Origin of the sequence: Mangrovibacterium marinum, from assembly GCF_003046625.1 — a bacterium.
GTDB lineage: Bacteria > Bacteroidota > Bacteroidia > Bacteroidales > Prolixibacteraceae > Mangrovibacterium > Mangrovibacterium marinum.
On record NZ_QAAD01000010.1, the window covers coordinates 19,689 to 36,333 of the forward strand.

13 protein-coding genes are annotated in these 16,645 nt (G+C 45.3%); 3 read left to right on the top strand and 10 right to left on the bottom strand.

Annotation, left to right across the window (positions count from 1 at the left end; translation table 11 throughout):
• Nucleotides 1-82 precede the first annotated feature (82 nt).
• On the top strand, nt 83-1,105 hold the full coding sequence (gene murB, locus C8N47_RS10850) for a UDP-N-acetylmuramate dehydrogenase (protein WP_107822585.1): 1,023 nt from the start codon (nt 83-85) through the stop codon (nt 1,103-1,105).
• On the opposite strand, the gene C8N47_RS10855 is transcribed toward murB, so the two are convergent.
• From C8N47_RS10855 to mltG, 3 genes are all read right to left on the bottom strand, one after another.
• Entirely contained in the window at nt 1,092-1,643 is a 552-nt protein-coding gene (locus tag C8N47_RS10855) for a hypothetical protein (RefSeq protein WP_107822586.1), read from the bottom strand. The two genes, murB and C8N47_RS10855, sit on opposite strands and share 14 nt — an antisense overlap.
• 95 nt (nt 1,644-1,738) lie before the next feature.
• The gene (locus C8N47_RS10860; RefSeq protein WP_170111369.1) at nt 1,739-2,263 is read right to left on the bottom strand and encodes a hypothetical protein; all 525 of its coding nucleotides are present in this window, start codon (nt 2,261-2,263) and stop codon (nt 1,739-1,741) included.
• A 391-nt stretch (nt 2,264-2,654) separates the two neighbouring features.
• Nucleotides 2,655-3,737 carry an endolytic transglycosylase MltG gene (gene mltG / locus C8N47_RS10865; protein WP_146161506.1) on the bottom strand — a complete coding sequence of 361 codons (1,083 nt, stop codon included), beginning with the start codon at nt 3,735-3,737 and terminating at the stop codon, nt 2,655-2,657.
• Nucleotides 3,738-3,876: 139 nt separating this feature from the next.
• Here mltG and C8N47_RS10870 point away from each other — a divergent pair, with 139 nt between their 5' ends.
• On the top strand, nt 3,877-5,067 hold the full coding sequence (locus C8N47_RS10870; protein ID WP_107822683.1) for an FprA family A-type flavoprotein: 1,191 nt from the start codon (nt 3,877-3,879) through the stop codon (nt 5,065-5,067).
• Between the two features lie 197 nt (nt 5,068-5,264).
• On the opposite strand, the gene C8N47_RS10875 is transcribed toward C8N47_RS10870, so the two are convergent.
• Together C8N47_RS10875 and C8N47_RS10880 are read right to left on the bottom strand one after the other, a co-directional pair.
• On the bottom strand, nt 5,265-6,752 hold the full coding sequence (locus tag C8N47_RS10875; protein WP_107822589.1) for a UxaA family hydrolase: 1,488 nt from the start codon (nt 6,750-6,752) through the stop codon (nt 5,265-5,267).
• Nucleotides 6,753-6,790: 38 nt separating this feature from the next.
• Nucleotides 6,791-8,299 carry a tagaturonate reductase gene (locus C8N47_RS10880; protein WP_107822590.1) on the bottom strand — a complete coding sequence of 503 codons (1,509 nt, stop codon included), beginning with the start codon at nt 8,297-8,299 and terminating at the stop codon, nt 6,791-6,793.
• Between the two features lie 347 nt (nt 8,300-8,646).
• Here C8N47_RS10880 and C8N47_RS10885 point away from each other — a divergent pair, with 347 nt between their 5' ends.
• A complete protein-coding gene (locus tag C8N47_RS10885; protein ID WP_107822591.1) occupies nt 8,647-9,204 on the top strand; it encodes an AAA family ATPase in 558 nt (185 codons plus the stop codon).
• A 94-nt stretch (nt 9,205-9,298) separates the two neighbouring features.
• Here C8N47_RS10885 and C8N47_RS10890 read toward each other — a convergent pair whose 3' ends face one another.
• The 5 genes from C8N47_RS10890 to C8N47_RS10910 all read right to left on the bottom strand — a co-directional run bounded on the left by C8N47_RS10890 (nt 9,299) and on the right by C8N47_RS10910 (nt 16,615).
• Nucleotides 9,299-11,332, bottom strand: a complete 2,034-nt coding sequence (locus C8N47_RS10890) for a transketolase family protein (protein WP_211316109.1) — start codon at nt 11,330-11,332, stop codon at nt 9,299-9,301.
• Between the two features lie 169 nt (nt 11,333-11,501).
• On the bottom strand, nt 11,502-12,671 hold the full coding sequence (locus C8N47_RS10895; protein ID WP_107822592.1) for a phosphoglycerate dehydrogenase: 1,170 nt from the start codon (nt 12,669-12,671) through the stop codon (nt 11,502-11,504).
• Between the two features lie 289 nt (nt 12,672-12,960).
• Nucleotides 12,961-13,536: a DUF2179 domain-containing protein gene (locus C8N47_RS10900; protein WP_107822593.1), complete on the bottom strand. Its 576-nt coding sequence runs from the start codon at nt 13,534-13,536 to the stop codon at nt 12,961-12,963.
• A gap of 167 nt (nt 13,537-13,703) precedes the next feature.
• A complete protein-coding gene (locus C8N47_RS10905; RefSeq protein ID WP_107822685.1) occupies nt 13,704-15,278 on the bottom strand; it encodes a peptide chain release factor 3 in 1,575 nt (524 codons plus the stop codon).
• 230 nt (nt 15,279-15,508) lie between these two features.
• Nucleotides 15,509-16,615, bottom strand: a complete 1,107-nt coding sequence (locus C8N47_RS10910; RefSeq protein ID WP_107822594.1) for a gamma-glutamyl-gamma-aminobutyrate hydrolase family protein — start codon at nt 16,613-16,615, stop codon at nt 15,509-15,511.
• Nucleotides 16,616-16,645 lie beyond the last annotated feature (30 nt).

Sequence of the window (16,645 nt, forward strand, 5' to 3'; positions counted from 1 at the left end):
CTGTCGACCTAATGGGTTAATTCGTTCTACGATTGTAAACGTAATGAAATTGCTTCTATTATCTTTGGCAAAAAATTAAACAATGATCCGTTTTTCCGAGAATTTTCCGCTTAAAAGTTATAATACATTCGGACTGGAAGCAAAAGCCCGTTATTTTTTTGAATTTACCGAAGCTGAAGACCTGCCTTATTTTCTGGCTAATTTCCCCGATTGGGAGAAGTTGCCTTTGTTATTACTGGGCGGAGGTAGCAACCTGCTGTTTGTTGATGATTTTGACGGACTGGTTTTGCATGCCAATATTCCCGGCATTCAACAAATTCGGGAAGATCGGAACCATGTTTGGCTCGAAGTGGGCGCCGGCGAGGAATGGGATCGTTTTGTTGCCTACTGCGTGCATCATTGGCTGGGTGGGCTCGAGAATCTGTCGCTGATTCCCGGTAATGTGGGCGCTGCTCCGGTACAGAACATTGGCGCTTATGGTGTTGAGGTTGGTAATTATATTGACCTGGTGAAAGGCTTCGACTTGAAAACCTTTGAAGAATATGAAATTCCGGGAGCGGAATGTCAGTTTGCTTATCGCGACAGTATTTTCAAAAATCAATTGAAGGGGCGCTTCGTGGTGACTTCTGTTGTTTTTCGTCTCGATAAATTTATGGAGTATAAACTCGATTACGGCGATCTGAGGGCTGAAGTGGAAAAAAGGGGAGGCGAAAATATTCACGCCGTGCGCGAGGCTGTTATTGCAATCCGAGAGTCGAAACTGCCCGATCCTCAAAAGGTGGGCAATGGCGGGAGCTTTTTCAAAAACCCGATTGTTGGCGCCGATGTTGCTGATAGTTTGAAGAACGAATTTCCGGCAATTCCGGTTTATCCGACCGGCGATGGGAAGTGTAAACTGGCCGCGGGCTGGATGATTGATCAGTGTGGGTGGAAAGGCTATCGCGAAGGCGATGCCGGAGTACATCCTCAGCAAGCGCTGGTGTTGGTGAACTACGGTAAGGCTACAGGAAAACAAATAGCCGCATTGGCAATGCAAATCGAACAATCGGTTGCCGATCGTTTTGGGGTGCTGCTCGAGCCGGAAGTTAATTTTATCGGTCGTTAGGATCGCGTTTTTCCAGCTTGTCTTTCTTACTGACAGTGGGGGTAACGCGGATGATGGTTGCTCCCGGATTGGCTACATTGTCGTTGTAGGTATTGTCGTTGCCTGTTCGTTTGGTGGGGTCAACGAGGATTTGTTTCTGAATGTCTTCATTTAGCTGATCCATACTTTGATCCAGGTTCGAACGTTGCTTTTCTTCATCGTAAGTCGTAATCGGGTTGACCATATAGGTGCGATACTCCACGAAAATTTTGGCTTTATCGATATAGGTTGGATGCACCTGAACAACTTGGGGCGACATGGAAACGTGATTCACCATTACCGAGTCTCCAGACTCAACGGTCATCTTAAAATAACCGGAATGGTCGGTGGCTACAATTTTGGAGTTGCGGTAGTTGATCAGAAATGCGCCTTCAACGGGCATCGAGTCCGGGGTCATGACATAACCGTCGAAAATGTATGACTTAATCGGCAGTGTTTGTGCCTGGCAAAACTCATTGAAAGTGAATAGAATCAGTATTATAATGAAAAGCTTGCTCATTTTGTTGCGATGATTTGTTGTACACCCTCTAAAGTACATTAACGGGAGCTGAAATCAAAGGTTTTTTTATGAACAGCAAAAATTGATTTTTCGGCTTATTTTTTTCGTTTAAACAGTCGGATCAAGTCTCCAGGGCGTATCGTGAGGCCGGGGTTAAATTCATCCGGGTTATAGGGGTTTAGACGTGTCGACTTGTAGACATGGGAGGTAAAGCCCAGTTCGTGTAATTCAGCGTACATCTTCTTCATGTTTTTCTCGAAGTTTTTCATCTGATATTGGTATGAATTTGTGACTACCGGTGCAATTCGATAAATCCGGTAGTTGACCGGGATTATTGGCTTTCGGGCAGGCGACTCCGGCACATGTATAATCTGCGGTTCCAGGGTTAAGTGGTTTACCATGAGCGAGTCGCCGGGCTGAGCTAATGTTTTGAAGTAGCCGGTACTATCGGTGGCTACAATCTTCATACTTCGGTAGTTAATCAGGTAGGCATTTTCCACCGGGATGCTGTCTTCCAACATCAGGTAGCCATCAAAATTCACCAACTTCGCTTTATCGTCAGTTTGTGCAAAAAGTCGAACTGTAACAATGCAGAAAACAAAAATTGATAGGGGGCGCATGTTTTTTTGTGCAAACATACGGCTGCAAGCTGTTAAGTTTAGCTAAGCTTAATTAACGAAAATGAATAGGTGTTAACGGATGTTATTCCGATTAACCATCGATTGGAGCTGTCAATCCGATAAACGCTGGCATTATTTCTGAATTTTTCAAGTTGTAAATGGAACCCCCAAAAGGTCCAATTTCAGCGTTGCGCTTAAGGCTCGGTTTGAAAAAACCTTCATGATTCCGGGCAATCTCCAACGGGAATGAAAGGTTACCATTTTTCGACTATGCTGTTGTCGTTGTTCTCAGAAGTTGTCGGGTTGTCGTTTCACATCTAATCAAAAACCAGATATTGGCATTGCGCCTTAGTGTCTTAGCGTGATAAGACTTTTACAGAAAAAACGGGCATTATTTGTAAATCTTATTCGCGTTGAGGGCATTACGGTAGCGTGTGGCATTGGCATTGTGCTGGCTTAAGGTACGGGCAAAATTGTGGTAGCCCGAAAAATCTTCTTTTGCACACATATACAGGTATTTGTTGTTGTCGGCATTCAACACGGCATCGATACTCGATATCTCCGGGAAATTAATCGGGCCGGGAGGTAAGCCTGCAAATTTATAGGTGTTGTAGGGCGAATCGATCTCAAGCTGTTTGGTTAATATACGCTGAATGCTGAAGTCGCCCAAAGCATATTTTACGGTTGGGTCGGCTTGCAGAAGCATTCCTTTTCGGATTCGGTTCAGATACAGGCCGGCAACAACGGGTTTTTCATCAGCTTTAATGGTTTCTTCCTGCACGATGGAAGCCAGCGTTATGGCCTGAGCCGGTGTGAGGCCCAGCGAATCGGCTTTGGCTAAGCGCTGAGGGTTCCAAAAGCGCCGGTATTCAGCGTTCATCCGATCTACGAACTGTTCCGGTGTTGTGGTCCAGTACATTTCGTACGTATTCGGGATGAACATGGCGTGAAATGAATGCTGGTCAAAACCATATTGCGCGATCACCTCCGGAGAGCGTAAATAGTTGATCAACGCAGCTGAATCGGGGGCAATATATTTGGCAACCTTACCGGCCAGATCTTCCATGAACCGAACATTGTTAAAGGTTACGGTCACCGGTTTTTGATTTCCCGCTTTCAACATGTTGACGATCGCATTGGTGTTCATGCCTTTGGTGAAAACATATTTTCCGGCTTTAATAAACGACGGGTAGTTTTTCTTTTTCGCCACCCATTTAAACGCTTTTTCATTAATCAGTATGTCCTGTTTGCTGATGGAATCCAGTACTTGTTCAAAGCTCGCATTCTCGGGAATGGTGATGCTCCCGGCATTTTTCACATTTTCGTCAAAGGTATAGCCGAATAGCCGGTAGCCATACAAGGCTGCTAAAACAAAGGCGACTGCAAAAATAAGGATGATAATTTTGTTCAGCTTGGGGAAAAGCATGATTCTGTTTCGCGTATTCAAATCCATTTTGTCAATTTTGTTCTGCAAAAATAGCGTTTTATTTCAAACCCGATTCGTGTAAGATTTTCATTAAGGAATGCCGAATAATGAAGATTCGAAATGCTTGAATTGGCTCAAATTAGCTATTTTCGTGTACTCGATAAAAATCATTTTTAAAATTTTCGATATGCATCAGGTAAAATTAGCCGACAACATTTATTATTTAGGGTATAACGACCGCAGGACCCACCTGTTTGAAAATATCTGGCCGATACCAAACGGAGTATCGTATAATTCGTATTTGATTGATGATGAAAAAGTTGCTTTGGTAGATACCGTAGAGCGTGCTTTTATTGACGACTACCTGGAGGACATTGACGCGATACTGGAAGGCAGACCGGTTGATTATCTTGTGATCAACCACATGGAGCCGGATCACTCCGGAGCATTGCGTGCTATTGTCATGAAATATCCAAACATTACGCTGGTTGGAAATAAGAAAACATTCGGTTTTGTTGAAGCTTTCTACATGAAACCGGTGAATACACTGGAGGTGAATGATAACTCAGTTTTGGAGTTGGGGAAAACTAAATTGCAGTTCCAGACCATACCGATGGTTCACTGGCCCGAAACCATGGTAAGCTACGAGGAAACCAACAAGATTTTGTTCTCCGGCGATGCCTTCGGAAGCTTTGGTACGCTCGATGGTGGGGTGTTTGACGATGAAATAAACCTGGAGTTCTACGAGAACGATATTATGCGTTATTTTACCAATATTGTTGGTAAATATTGTCCGCATACACAACGAGCCATCAAAAAGTTAGCACCACTTGACATCAAAATGATCGGCGCAACCCACGGCCCGATTTGGAGAACAAATTTAGACTGGGTGTTGAGTCGCTATAATAAATGGAGTACCTACACCACCGATCCCGGCGTTGTTGTTGTGTACGGATCGATGTATGGAAATACGCAGAAAATGGCCGAAGTTATTGCCCGTCAGTTGTCGGTACGAGGCATTAAAGATATTCGTGTTTACGACGCTTCAAAAACACATAAATCATACATTATCAACGACATTTTCCGTTATAAAGGGTTTATCGTTGGTAGTTGCGCCTATAATAATGCCATGTTCCCGAATGTTGAAAACCTGATTACGACGGTGCAACACATGGGAGTTCGCGATCATCTGCTGGGCGTTTTCGGAAGCTTTGCCTGGAACGGCGGCGGTGTTAAAAACCTGATGAAGTTTGCCGATAGCTGCGGCTGGGAGATGGTGGCCGATCCGGTTGAGGAAAAAGGTGCACTGAAAGCCGAAAAGTATCAAAAATGTATTGAGCTGGCCAATGCTATGGCCGATAAGATTTTGGCCGAATAGATTTTTCGACACAATGAATAGAAAGCCGTTGGAACATGTTCCTGCGGTTTTTTTTTGCGCCAATATTCGGGTCGGCAAGCTATTGGGGGGCGACAGCAGCCTAAAAACAAAAGCCATCGAGGAAACTCGATGGCTTTTTTACTACTACTACTCAATTACTACTAAAAAAACCCCTACCCGAGGGGTATATCTTCATGTTATAATGTTATTCCGGTCTTAAAGATAGCAATTTCTTTAAAACCACTCAATTCATGTTTCAATTTTTTTCCTTCGGCAACATTTTTCAATTCCGCGATAAAGTGGGCGAGGGTTTCTTCAATCGTTTGATCTTCAACGATTCGGCCGGCATTGAAATCGATCCAATTCGACTTTTTTATTGACAATGGTGTGTTGGTAGAAATTTTCATGGTTGGCACAAAACTACCAAACGGAGTGCCTCGTCCGGTTGTGAAAAGTACAATTTGACAACCACTAAAGCCGAGTGCCGAGGCGGCAACCAAATCGTTTCCCGGAGCACAAAGCAGGTTCAGACCATTCTTTTTAATGGGCTCGGCGTAGGCCAATACGTCGGTAACCGTGGCAACCCCTCCTTTTTGTGTACATCCCAGCGACTTATCTTCCAGGGTTGTGATACCGCCTTTTTTATTTCCTGGCGATGGGTTTTCGTACACCGGAAGATCGTGTTTGAGGTAGTATTCTTTGAAGCCGTTAATCATGTCGACGGTTTTGTTGAATACCTTCCGGCTTTCCGAACGCTCCATTAGCAGATGTTCGGCACCAAACATTTCCGGAACCTCGGTCAGGATGGTGCTGCCGCCCTGGGCCACCAGAAAGTCGGAAAACATGCCGACCAGCGGGTTGGCCGTAATTCCGGACAAACCATCCGAACCACCACATTTTAAGCCTACTTTCAAGCTGGAGAAAGGCACTTCCTCGCGCTTGTCATGGCGCATTTGCTCATAAATTTCCTGGAACAGCTTCAGGCCTTCTTCCACTTCATCTTCCACATCCTGTGCAACCAGAAATTTAATACGTGCTGAATCGTATTGGCCGATAAATTTTTTCAGATGATCTATCTGGTTGTTTTCGCAACCAAGACCCAGTACCAAAACACCGCCGGCATTCGGGTGTTTAATCAGTTGAGCCAACGCTTTTTGCGTATTTGTATGGTCGTCGCCTAATTGAGAACATCCGTAAGCGTGCTTAAACACATGGATGCTATCGATATCGCGGGTGTCGTTTTGTTCTTTGAACAAGTTGATGATTTGCTCGGCCTGACCATTTACGCAGCCTACCGTGGGGACAATCCACAATTCGTTGCGGATTCCTACCTCGCCACTACTCCGTTTGTAGCCTTTGAAGGTCAGGGATTGATTTGCGAAAGCCAGTTGATTCAGCTTTTGGCTGAACTCGTAACTTATGGTGCCCGAAAGATTGGTCTTGGTGTTGTGAACGTGTACGTATTCACCCGGTAAAATGGCTGCAGTGGCATGACCGATGGGGGCACCATATTTAATGATGTCCTGTCCTTCAGCAATGTTTGTTACAGCAATTTTATGCCCGCGGGGCACATCGTTTAAAACTTTTAGCTGAGAGCCTTCCAAGTCAATAAGTTCACCGTTGCTAAAATCTTTTAGAGCGATGATGACATTGTCGAGCGGGTTAATTTTGATGTAATTCGCCATATTCCGGGTATTTACGTTTTCGTCAGATTATTATTCGTTTATACTTCTTCTTCATTTTTCTTTTTGGCGATGGTAATCTCCATCAGCGGGTTGTTTTCGTCCAAAACAGCTTTTACGGCTTTTTTCATACCAACTTGTTGAATCAGGAATAAATAGTGGCTTACCGTTAAGGTCAGGTTCGGGATTTGGTTTAGATCCTGTTTCCACACTTTTTCCAGTTTCAGTACTTTTTCAACCAATTGGTAAATCGAGGCCGGACGTCCGTCGCAGGCACCCCAGGCTTCTGCATAGAAGTCAAGGATCCATTGGTCGTCTTGCAACGTATACGTGTTTCCTTCAACTTCACCTTTAAAATACGAAATCATGGCGGCCAAAGAGAATACTAATTTTTGAGGCAGCATACCATGTTTTTCAGCAAAGCCCAAGAGCGAGGGGAGGTTGCGGGTTTCCCATTTCGACATGGCATTTAGGGCGATACTTTGCCATAGGTGACGGATATAGGGGTTGGAGAAACGCTCCAGAATTTTGTCGGCAAATTTGGTCAATTCTTGTTTTGTTCCGTCCAGAACCGGGAGTACTTCTTCGTAAACCATTTCTTTCATGAAGTTACCGACTTCAAGGCTTTCGTAAGCTTCGCGCACGGTTTCAATTCCGTAAAGGTACGAAACAGCATAGCTACCGGTATGGCAGCCGTTGAGTACGGCAACTTTTTGCTCGCGGAAACGGGTCATGTCTTTTACGAATTTTACTTCCAAGCCGGCTTTGTCGGCAGGGAATTCTTTGGCAACCCATTCGGGGCCTTCAATGACCCACAGGTGGAAATATTCGCCTACCACAACCAGGTTATCTTCGTAACCCAGTTCCGCCTGAATTTGTTTGATATCGTCTTTGGGGAATCCCGGAACGATGCGGTCAACCAGTGTGTTACAGAACGCACAGGCCGTGTTTACCCAGTTGATGAAGTCAGCACCAAGCTTCCAGTTTTCAGCGTGTTTCAGTACGTATTTTTTTAAAATGTCGCCGTTGCGGTCAATCAACTCGCAGGTAAAGAAGATAAGTCCTTTATCGTTAGCCCCGTCGAAAGCCTTGAAACGTTCGTACAGCAGTGCGGTTACTTTCCCTGGAAACGAATTTTGCGGCTGCATATCAAGCTTGTCGTTTTCGTCCCAGCTAATTCCGGCTTCGGTGGTGTTTGAAACCACAAAGCGCAATTCCGGATTGAGGATGGCTGCCTTGTAAGCCGCAAATTCGGTATAAGGGTTGATGCCTTTATTAATACAATCGATGAACTCGAATTCTTTAACCGGCTTGCCATCTTTGATTCCTTTGAGGTAGACATGGTATAAGCTATCTTGCTTGTTCAGCAGGTCAACCATACCCATTGGAAGTGGTTGTACAACATCGATTCCGGCATTGAAATCAATCTCATTGTTCATTTTTTGAACGATCCAATCGACAAATGCCCGTAAAAAGTTACCTTCTCCGAATTGTAAGATTCGACTCGGATATTGCTTGGCAGTTTCAACGTTTTTTCTATTCAGCTCCATAATTTTTGGTTTATTGTTTTTTGCTACCGTTTTCGTACACGGAAAATGTTTTTAAAAAAATCGTGTGCGAACACGATCTTGGATGCGAATTTAGAAAAAATATTTATTTCTCGTTCATTTTTTGAATGTTAAAAATCTCAAATAGCTGGAAATCAATAATTAATATTCTATTCTAAGTCGAATTGTTGGGGGGCTTCGGGCTGGTTTAATGTGCTAAAAGTAAAACGGTTATAAGAATGTGCTTTTGCGGCGCTTTGCCAAATCGAAGTCCATTTAGAATTGCTATAAATTAGCCGGAGCTGCATTCAATTTCAATTAACTTTACACGACATTTTACCGCTTACTTTATGCCTAAGAATATTATTGTGATTTCAGGAGGACCGGGATTTGGTAAAACCAGCTTAATAAACGCGTTAGCGAACCTGGGACTGACAACCGGAGCCGAGGTAGCACGGGAAATTATAACAGACCAGCTTCGGACTGCTGGTGCTATTTTACCATGGGTAGATGTTGTTGCTTTTCAGGAAGCTGTATTGGAAAGGCGCGTTGCATTCTGGGAGTCTGTTGGAAGCGAAGAACTGGCTTTTTGTGATCGGGCAATTCCGGACCAGTTGGCTTTTGCACGTTTTCGGGGCTTTCAGCCGTCAAAACAGTTAAGGGAAAAGGCTGAAGCATATCGGTACTATCCGGAGGTGTTGATTTGTCGGCCGTGGCAAGCAATATACTCACGGGATGAGATACGAAAAGAAAGTTTTTCGGAGGCCTGTCGCTTGCATGATTTGGTTTGTGAGCAGTATCTAGAGCTTGGCTACAAACTACATGAGCTGCCGGCAGTATCGGTGGAGGACAGACTGGCTTATATTATGGATCGTTTCGCGCTGTTGGTGAAAAAATCAGGCAGATGACGCTTAACGTATTGCAAATTCAGATTAAATAACGAAACGTAAAAGAAAAGGCCGGAAATTCCGGCCTTTTCAAATTCGTATGTTTGGGGAGCTATTAGGCAAAAACCAATAATTCCTTAACTTGCTTGTAAACGTTTTGTGCGTTGAATCCTAATTTTTCATCCAACACTTTGTAAGGGGCTGAATAGCCAAATGAATCCAGTCCGAACACTTTTCCGTCGGCGCCAACCAGACCTTCCAGGTTAACAGGCAAGCCGGCAGTCATACCGAATTTCTTAACCCCGGCAGGAAGAATTGCTGCCTGGTATTCGGCACTTTGTGAGCGGAATAACCCTTCAGACGGAACCGAAACGATGCGGCATTTTACGCCATCTTTTTCCAGCAGTTCGGCACCGGCAACCAGTGTACTCACTTCGGAACCACTAGCTAGCAGGATGACATCAGGCGTGCCTTCGCAGTCGGTAACGATGTAAGCTCCTTTTTCGGCCTGCAGTGCTTCGCTGTAGCGATCGGCTTTGGCCGGCAGGTTGGTAATATTTTGACGCGACAAAATCAAGGCTGTTGGTGTTGATGTATTTTCCAACGCCAGTTTCCATGAAGCTGTTGTTTCGTCTCCGTCAGCGGGACGTAATACCAACATGGAGTTTTGTCCGTGGTGATTTTTCATCTTTTCCATCAGGCGGATTTGCGCTTCTTGCTCAACCGGCTGGTGAGTAGGGCCGTCTTCGCCCACACGGAATGCATCGTGAGTCCATACATATTTTACCGGCAATTGCATTAATGCGGCCAAACGAACGGCGGGCTTCATATAGTCAGAGAATACGAAGAATGTACCGCAAACCGGGATCACACCGCCGTGTAATGCCATACCGTTCATGATGGAGGCCATGGTTAACTCGGCAACACCTGCTTGCAGGAATGAACCCGAAAAATCGCCTTTTTTGAAAGCGGTTGTTTTCTTCAGGAAACCGTCAGTCTTGTCTGAGTTTGACAAGTCGGCAGACGAAACAATGAGGTTTTCAACTTCGCCGGCGAAAGCAGCCAATACGGCAGATGACGCAGCACGCGTTGCAGAATCTGCTTTTTGTGTAATCTTGCTGAAGTCAAATTCAGGTGTTTCTTTTGAGAAGAATTTCTCCAGTTTGGCAGCTAATTCGGGATTTGCTTTGGCCCATTCGGCCTGCTCTGCTTTCTTGGCAGCCGCTGCTTTTGTTAATTCTGCTTTACGGGCATCGAACAATGCCTGAACATCGTCGAAAATAACGAATGGGTTTTTGGGGTCGCCACCCAGGTTTTCGATTGTTTTATCGAATGAAGCACCGGCTTCGCCCAGAGGCATACCGTGTGTTGCACATTTGCGTTCGTAGCTTGCTCCTTCGGCCGTAACAGCTCCTTTACCCATGATGGTTTTACCAATAATCAGGGTTGGTTTTTCGGTTTCGGCGTGTGCAACATGTAAGGCTCCACGGATCGCTTCAATATCATTTCCTTCGATGGTTAACACGTTCCATCCCCAGGCTTCATATTTTTTTGCTGTGTCTTCGATTGTAACTTCGCTTGTTTCGGTCGACAGCTGGATATCGTTCGAATCATAGAACATGATCAGGTTGTTCAATCCCAATGTTCCGGCAATACGTCCTGCTCCTTGCGAGATTTCCTCCTGAACACCACCATCCGAGATGAATGCGTAGGTTTTGTGAGCCATCCATTCGCCAAAGCGGGCAACCAGGAAACGTTCGGCAATAGCAGCACCAACAGCCATTGTGTGTCCTTGTCCCAGAGGGCCGGATGTGTTTTCAACACCGCGGGCGAAGTCTACTTCAGGGTGTCCCGGTGTTACACTTTCCCATTGACGGAAGTTGGCCAGATCGTCCATCTTATAGTTTCCGGCCATGGCCAGAATGGAATACAACATGGGGGACATGTGTCCCGGATCCAGGAAGAACCGGTCGCGGTTTGCCCAGTTCATGTCGCTGGGGTCGTAGTTTAGGAATTCAGAATACAATACACTTACAAAATCAGCACCGCCCATGGCACCTCCCGGGTGGCCGGATTTTGCTTTTTCAACCATTGCTGCCGCCAGAATACGGACATTGTCAGCAGCTTTTTCAATTAACTTGTTACTCATGATTTTCATTAAATTTTTGTCAGATTTTGACTATAGTCTTATGATTTTCGACCTTATGCAAATTTAAAATAAATCCGCGATAAAGAAACCGCAAAAAAAAGATACCGGCACTTTTTGCACGATTGCTTAAAGTTGCCGGTATCTTCAGAAATTTATTGTCATCGGAACATTAGGGCAGTACGCGAACCATAATGACCCCTTCAATGCTTTTTAGCTTTTCAGCGACATCGGCCGAAGGTGCAGCGCCGTCAATATCGATAATGTTATAGGCAATGTCGGCTCTGTTTTTATTCAGCATATTGGCAATGTTGAGTCCTTCAGCGGCCAGCAGGCTCGAGATTTGGCTCACCATGTTGGGAACATTTTTATTGGCCACAATCAGGCGAGGTCCGCCATGACGTTCCATTTCTGCTTCCGGGAAGTTTACCGAGTTAACGATGTTACCATTTTCAAGGTAATCGCGAACCTGATTAACAGCCATGATGGCACAGTTTTGTTCCGATTCTTCAGTTGATGCTCCCAAGTGAGGGATAGCAATCACATTTTTCATTTTCAAAACTTCTTCATCCGGGAAGTCTGTTACATAGCAAGCTACTTTACCCGATTCCAAAGCCTGGTTCATGTCGGCATTGTTGATCAGACCACCGCGCGCAAAGTTCAGGATGCGTACGCCGTCTTTCATCATTTTCAGCTTGTCTTTGTTAATGTAGCCTTTGGTTTCCGCCGTTTGCGGAATGTTGATGGTTACATAGTCTGCATCCGACAGCAAAACTTCAATGCCTTCGGCACGTTTGATGTTACGGCTCAGTTTCCAAGCTTGCTTTACTGAAATATAAGGGTCGTAACCAATTACTTCCATGCCTAAAGCTTGTGCTGCATTGGCAATTAACACACCAATTGCACCCAAGCCGATAACCGCTAACTTTTTGCCACGGATCTCATTACCGCCGTAGTTTTTCTTCCCGGCTTCAACCAGTGCAGGAACTTCGTCACCTTTACCAATGAGGGTTTTAGCCCATTCGATTGATTGTGCAATTCCACGCGACGACAATAACATACCGGCAATAACCAGTTCTTTTACGGCATGGGCGTTTGCTCCCGGCGTGTTGAATACGACGATACCCTGGTCGGTACATTTTTCGAGTGGAATGTTGTTAACACCGGCACCGGCACGGGCAATTGCTTTCAGACTCGAAGGAAGCTCCATATCGTGCATCTTCTGGCTGCGAACAACAATGCCATCAGGGGTTGCAAACTCACTGGCAATTTCGTATTGATCCAGTGGGAAATTTTTTAACCCGATCGGGTCAATTTTATTTAAGGTTTGAATCTTAAACATGAGTTTATAAATTTTTGAAAAGTGCCTAAATAATGTTTTTTTAAAGTATGACAAAGATCACAATAATAATGAAGAATCGATCATTTTTACCCCATTTTTTGAGTAAATTGAAAGGATGCTAACAATTTTTTTAAATTTATATCAGTAGGTGGCTGGACTGTTTTGGGCCGGGAACGGCAACTGAAAATCCAATGCACAGCGTCTGTTGAAGTTCGTTAAACCATTCTCCCGAAGGAGTGGACGCAAACAGTGCACCAAAGCGCTTGTGAGATGAATGACAGCTTGCGGTTTACTTGCCTTTTCGGAACCGCTCCACTGATCGTACCGATGGTTGCACTCCCTTGTTGGCGAACTTGACATCTTCGATGGAGTAAAATGCATTAGGGTTGTAGGTGCGGATAATTTCAATGACCTCCGGAATATCGACTCTTTTAATAATGGTATAAATGACCGCTACTTTTTCGTTGGCATTGGCCCCGTAAGCATCGTGGTAGGTAATGCCGTAGCCTTTGGCTTTTAGCTTGGCAATCAGGTTGTCCGCATTGGTTCGTGTGATAATCTGTAGTTGAACAATGCCAACGGCCAGCTTTTCTTCCAGAATAAGGCCGATGTAGTTACCAGCCGCAAAACCGGCTCCGTAGGCCACATACGCCACCCAGTTGTCGATGTTTTGGATAATCTTACTCATGGCCAATAGCCAGATGATAACCTCGAAGAATCCGAGTAGGGGAGCAATCTTTTTTTGTCCTTTCGACACCATGACGATCCGGAGCGTTCCTACGGTAACATCGCTTATACGCGCCAGAACAATGAGCACCGGTAGTACCAGGTACGAGAATAGCTCGCTGTGATAAAAGTCTGTCATTGGTTAAATGCTGCGTTTTTGCGAATATACAGCAATTCTCTTCAATTAAACAAAAAGCGGATGCTATATTTGGAAGTAAAAGGCGATTTGATGTTGGTTGCTGTACTAAAGAAATTGAGGGCTTCACTCTAAAGTGAAACCCTCAATATTGTATCGTTTTTGTCGACTTAAAATTCGCTGGTGAAGTGGAATTTGATGTCTTTAAATTCGTCTTGCGCCATTTGCAGGATAAAGCCCGAGTCGGCCATAAACACGTCGCGGCCACGTTTGTCGGTTGCCATTTTTTGGTGTTTGCGTTTTTTGAATTCGGTCAGCAATTTGGGGTCGTCGCATTCAATCCAACAGGCTTTGTGCATGGGCAGCGTTTCGAAACGACACTTGGCGTTGTACTCGTGTTCCAAACGGTATTGGATGACCTCAAACTGAAGCTGGCCAACCGTTCCGATAATTTTACGACCATTAAACTGGCTGGTAAATAGCTGGGCAACCCCTTCTTCCATCAGTTGGTCGATCCCTTTGTTGAGCTGTTTCGATTTCATCGGGTCGGCATTTTCAATGTAGCGGAACATCTCGGGGCTAAAGCTTGGTAAGCCTTTGAAATGAATTTCCTCGCCCGAGGTGATGGTGTCGCCAATAATGAGGTTTCCGTTGTCGGGCACCCCGATGATGTCGCCCGGGAATGCCTCGTCGATCACCTCTTTTTGCGCGGCCATGAAGGCTGTTGGGCTCGAGATGCGCATATTTTTGCCGGTACGGATGTGCTTGTATACTGCGTTGCGCTCGAAACGGCCCGAGCAAATCTTTACAAAAGCAATGCGGCTGCGGTGGTTCGGGTCGATGTTGGCGTGAATTTTAAATACAAAGCCTGTAAAACCTTCCTCGGCGGGTTTAATTTCTCGCTCCTCGGTGACGCTGGGCTTCGGACTTGGTGCAATTTCAACAAATGCATCCAGCAACTCCTGAACCCCGAAATTGTATAAAGCCGATCCAAAGAACACGGGAGCCAGGTCGCCCGCCAAATAAGCTTCGCGGTCAAATTCCGGGTAAACGCCCTCAACCAGTTCCAGCTCTTCGCGCAACTCATCGGCATCGTTTCCGATATGTGTTTCCAGTTGCGGGTCGTTCACATCGGCGAACTTAATGGCTGGCTGAATCTCCTGCACATCGGCATCGAAGAGATTCAGGCTTTTCTTATAGATATTATACACGCCTTTAAAGTCGGCACCACTGTTGATCGGCCAGCTTAACGGACGGGTTTTTATTTTTAGCTGTTCTTCAATTTCATCGAGCAGGCTGAAGGTGTCGCGCGAGGGGCGGTCGAGTTTGTTGATGAACACCATAACCGGGGTTTTGCGCATGCGGCAAACGTTCATCAGTTTTTCGGTTTGCGGCTCAACCCCCTTGGCGGCATCAATAACAATAATTACACTGTCAACAGCTGTCAGTGTGCGGAAGGTGTCTTCCTGGAAATCCTGGTGACCAGGCGTATCGAGAATGTTGACTTTATAGTCGCGGTATTCGAAACCCATCACCGAGGTGGCAACAGAGATCCCACGCTGCCGTTCAATCTCCATAAAGTCGGAGGTGGCACCTTTCTTAATTTTATTGCTTTTCACAGCTCCGGCGACGCGGATTGCTCCCCCGAAAAGGAGTAGTTTTTCCGTTAAGGTTGTTTTACCGGCATCGGGGTGACTGACAATTCCAAATGTTCTGCGACGGTTTATTTCTTCTTTAAAGCCCATAAGAGATAAATATTTTTTCAAGCCCGAAAGCCCGGAAACAGCCATTGGGGCTGTCCTGATTTTCGAGCTGCAAAAATAGAACTTTTTCAAGAATTTAGCGCAGCTGGCTGATCGCTTTAATTGGAATGTTAGCTTCCGGTGGAACGAAATCGCGCGATTTAGGCCTAAGTGATTGTTACCTGGCTGTTATTGCTCCGCGTTGGGAGAGCCGGTATATTGCCGGTCACCGTTTAGTTAATCGACCGGGAAACACGTTTCCAGAACATCTTGTGGAATTTCAGCCCGTCGCGACCAATTATTTGGTGGTAAGTTTGGGGTACATCGCGTGGGGAAAATTTATAGGCCTCGCGGTCTTCATATAAGGCCGGTACTTCCGGATGAAACTGAATGCCAAATACATTGGGGTATTTTTTATGGTGGATGGCTTCAATCACCTTGCCGTCCATCGAGCGGGCGGTTACTTCCCAGCAGCTGTTCAAATTTTCAACGGCCTGGTGGTGGGCACTCAGCACTTTGGGTGAAACGTTACTTTTTTTCCAACGCACCTGGGTCTGGAAGAAGCTGCCGATTTCGAGTCGTAGCGGATGAAAATTAACCGGCATGAGCTGCGGATTGTTGAAAATGTCGGGCCAATAGTTGCGGTGTATATTGTCGCGATCCAGTTGGACAATCTCCTGTGGTGTGCGGGCATCGTACAGCTCGGCGGGGATGTCTTGCACCATGGTGCCACCGGTGGCAACATTCATGGTTTGCATGCCCAGGCAAATTCCGAGGATGAAGTATTTGGGATTGCGCTCCAGAAAAGGCGTGTAGTTGGGGTTTTTATTACTTCCCAGCAGTTGAAAAACAAAGGATAACTCCATCAGATGGCGCTGCGGGTCGGTTACTTCCGACAGCGTTTTCTCCTCGCCGTAAACTTCCGGTTGAATGTCTGGTCCTCCAAACAAGATCAATCCCCGGGATTGGCTAAACATGATGTCGAAATTGTTGGTAAAGTCGTTTGGTTCAAAAATATTATCCTTGTTTAGCGTTCCGGTAAGGCGCTGTAAATGAAACTTTTCGAGGTTGTTATCTCGGATGAATCGGATTGTTTGCGAGTAGTCATAGCTCTCGGCATAAAAATAAATTCCAACAAATTCCGTTTCCCCTACATAAAGTATGCGGTTATCAATGAGGTAGCGAATGCGTTCAATATTTTCAACAGTGGGGTGTGTGAGCAAGATATATGATTTTGCAGGATCGTAATCCGTGTTGAAAAAGTTCTGGGCAAAAACCGGGCTTGAAACGAAAAGGCTAAAGATCAATAAGAATTGGAGTAAGATTCTTTTGATTCTCATGGTGGATATGCTTTTTAAAATTTGTCGATG

Excerpts from the sequence above, each read along its gene's own strand:
- C8N47_RS10900 (WP_107822593.1), bottom strand. The coding sequence starts at position 13,536 with ATGACAGACTTTTATCACAGCGAGCTATTCTCGTACCTGGTACTACCG.
- C8N47_RS10895 (WP_107822592.1), bottom strand. The coding sequence starts at position 12,671 with ATGTTTAAGATTCAAACCTTAAATAAAATTGACCCGATCGGGTTAAAA.
- C8N47_RS10855 (WP_107822586.1), bottom strand. The coding sequence starts at position 1,643 with ATGAGCAAGCTTTTCATTATAATACTGATTCTATTCACTTTCAATGAG.
- C8N47_RS10880 (WP_107822590.1), bottom strand. The coding sequence starts at position 8,299 with ATGGAGCTGAATAGAAAAAACGTTGAAACTGCCAAGCAATATCCGAGT.
- murB (WP_107822585.1), top strand. The coding sequence starts at position 83 with ATGATCCGTTTTTCCGAGAATTTTCCGCTTAAAAGTTATAATACATTC.
- C8N47_RS10885 (WP_107822591.1), top strand. The coding sequence starts at position 8,647 with ATGCCTAAGAATATTATTGTGATTTCAGGAGGACCGGGATTTGGTAAA.
- C8N47_RS10905 (WP_107822685.1), bottom strand. The coding sequence starts at position 15,278 with ATGGGCTTTAAAGAAGAAATAAACCGTCGCAGAACATTTGGAATTGTC.
- C8N47_RS10890 (WP_211316109.1), bottom strand. The coding sequence starts at position 11,332 with ATGAGTAACAAGTTAATTGAAAAAGCTGCTGACAATGTCCGTATTCTG.
- C8N47_RS10860 (WP_170111369.1), bottom strand. The coding sequence starts at position 2,263 with ATGCGCCCCCTATCAATTTTTGTTTTCTGCATTGTTACAGTTCGACTT.
- C8N47_RS10875 (WP_107822589.1), bottom strand. The coding sequence starts at position 6,752 with ATGGCGAATTACATCAAAATTAACCCGCTCGACAATGTCATCATCGCT.
- C8N47_RS10910 (WP_107822594.1), bottom strand. The coding sequence starts at position 16,615 with ATGAGAATCAAAAGAATCTTACTCCAATTCTTATTGATCTTTAGCCTT.
- C8N47_RS10870 (WP_107822683.1), top strand. The coding sequence starts at position 3,877 with ATGCATCAGGTAAAATTAGCCGACAACATTTATTATTTAGGGTATAAC.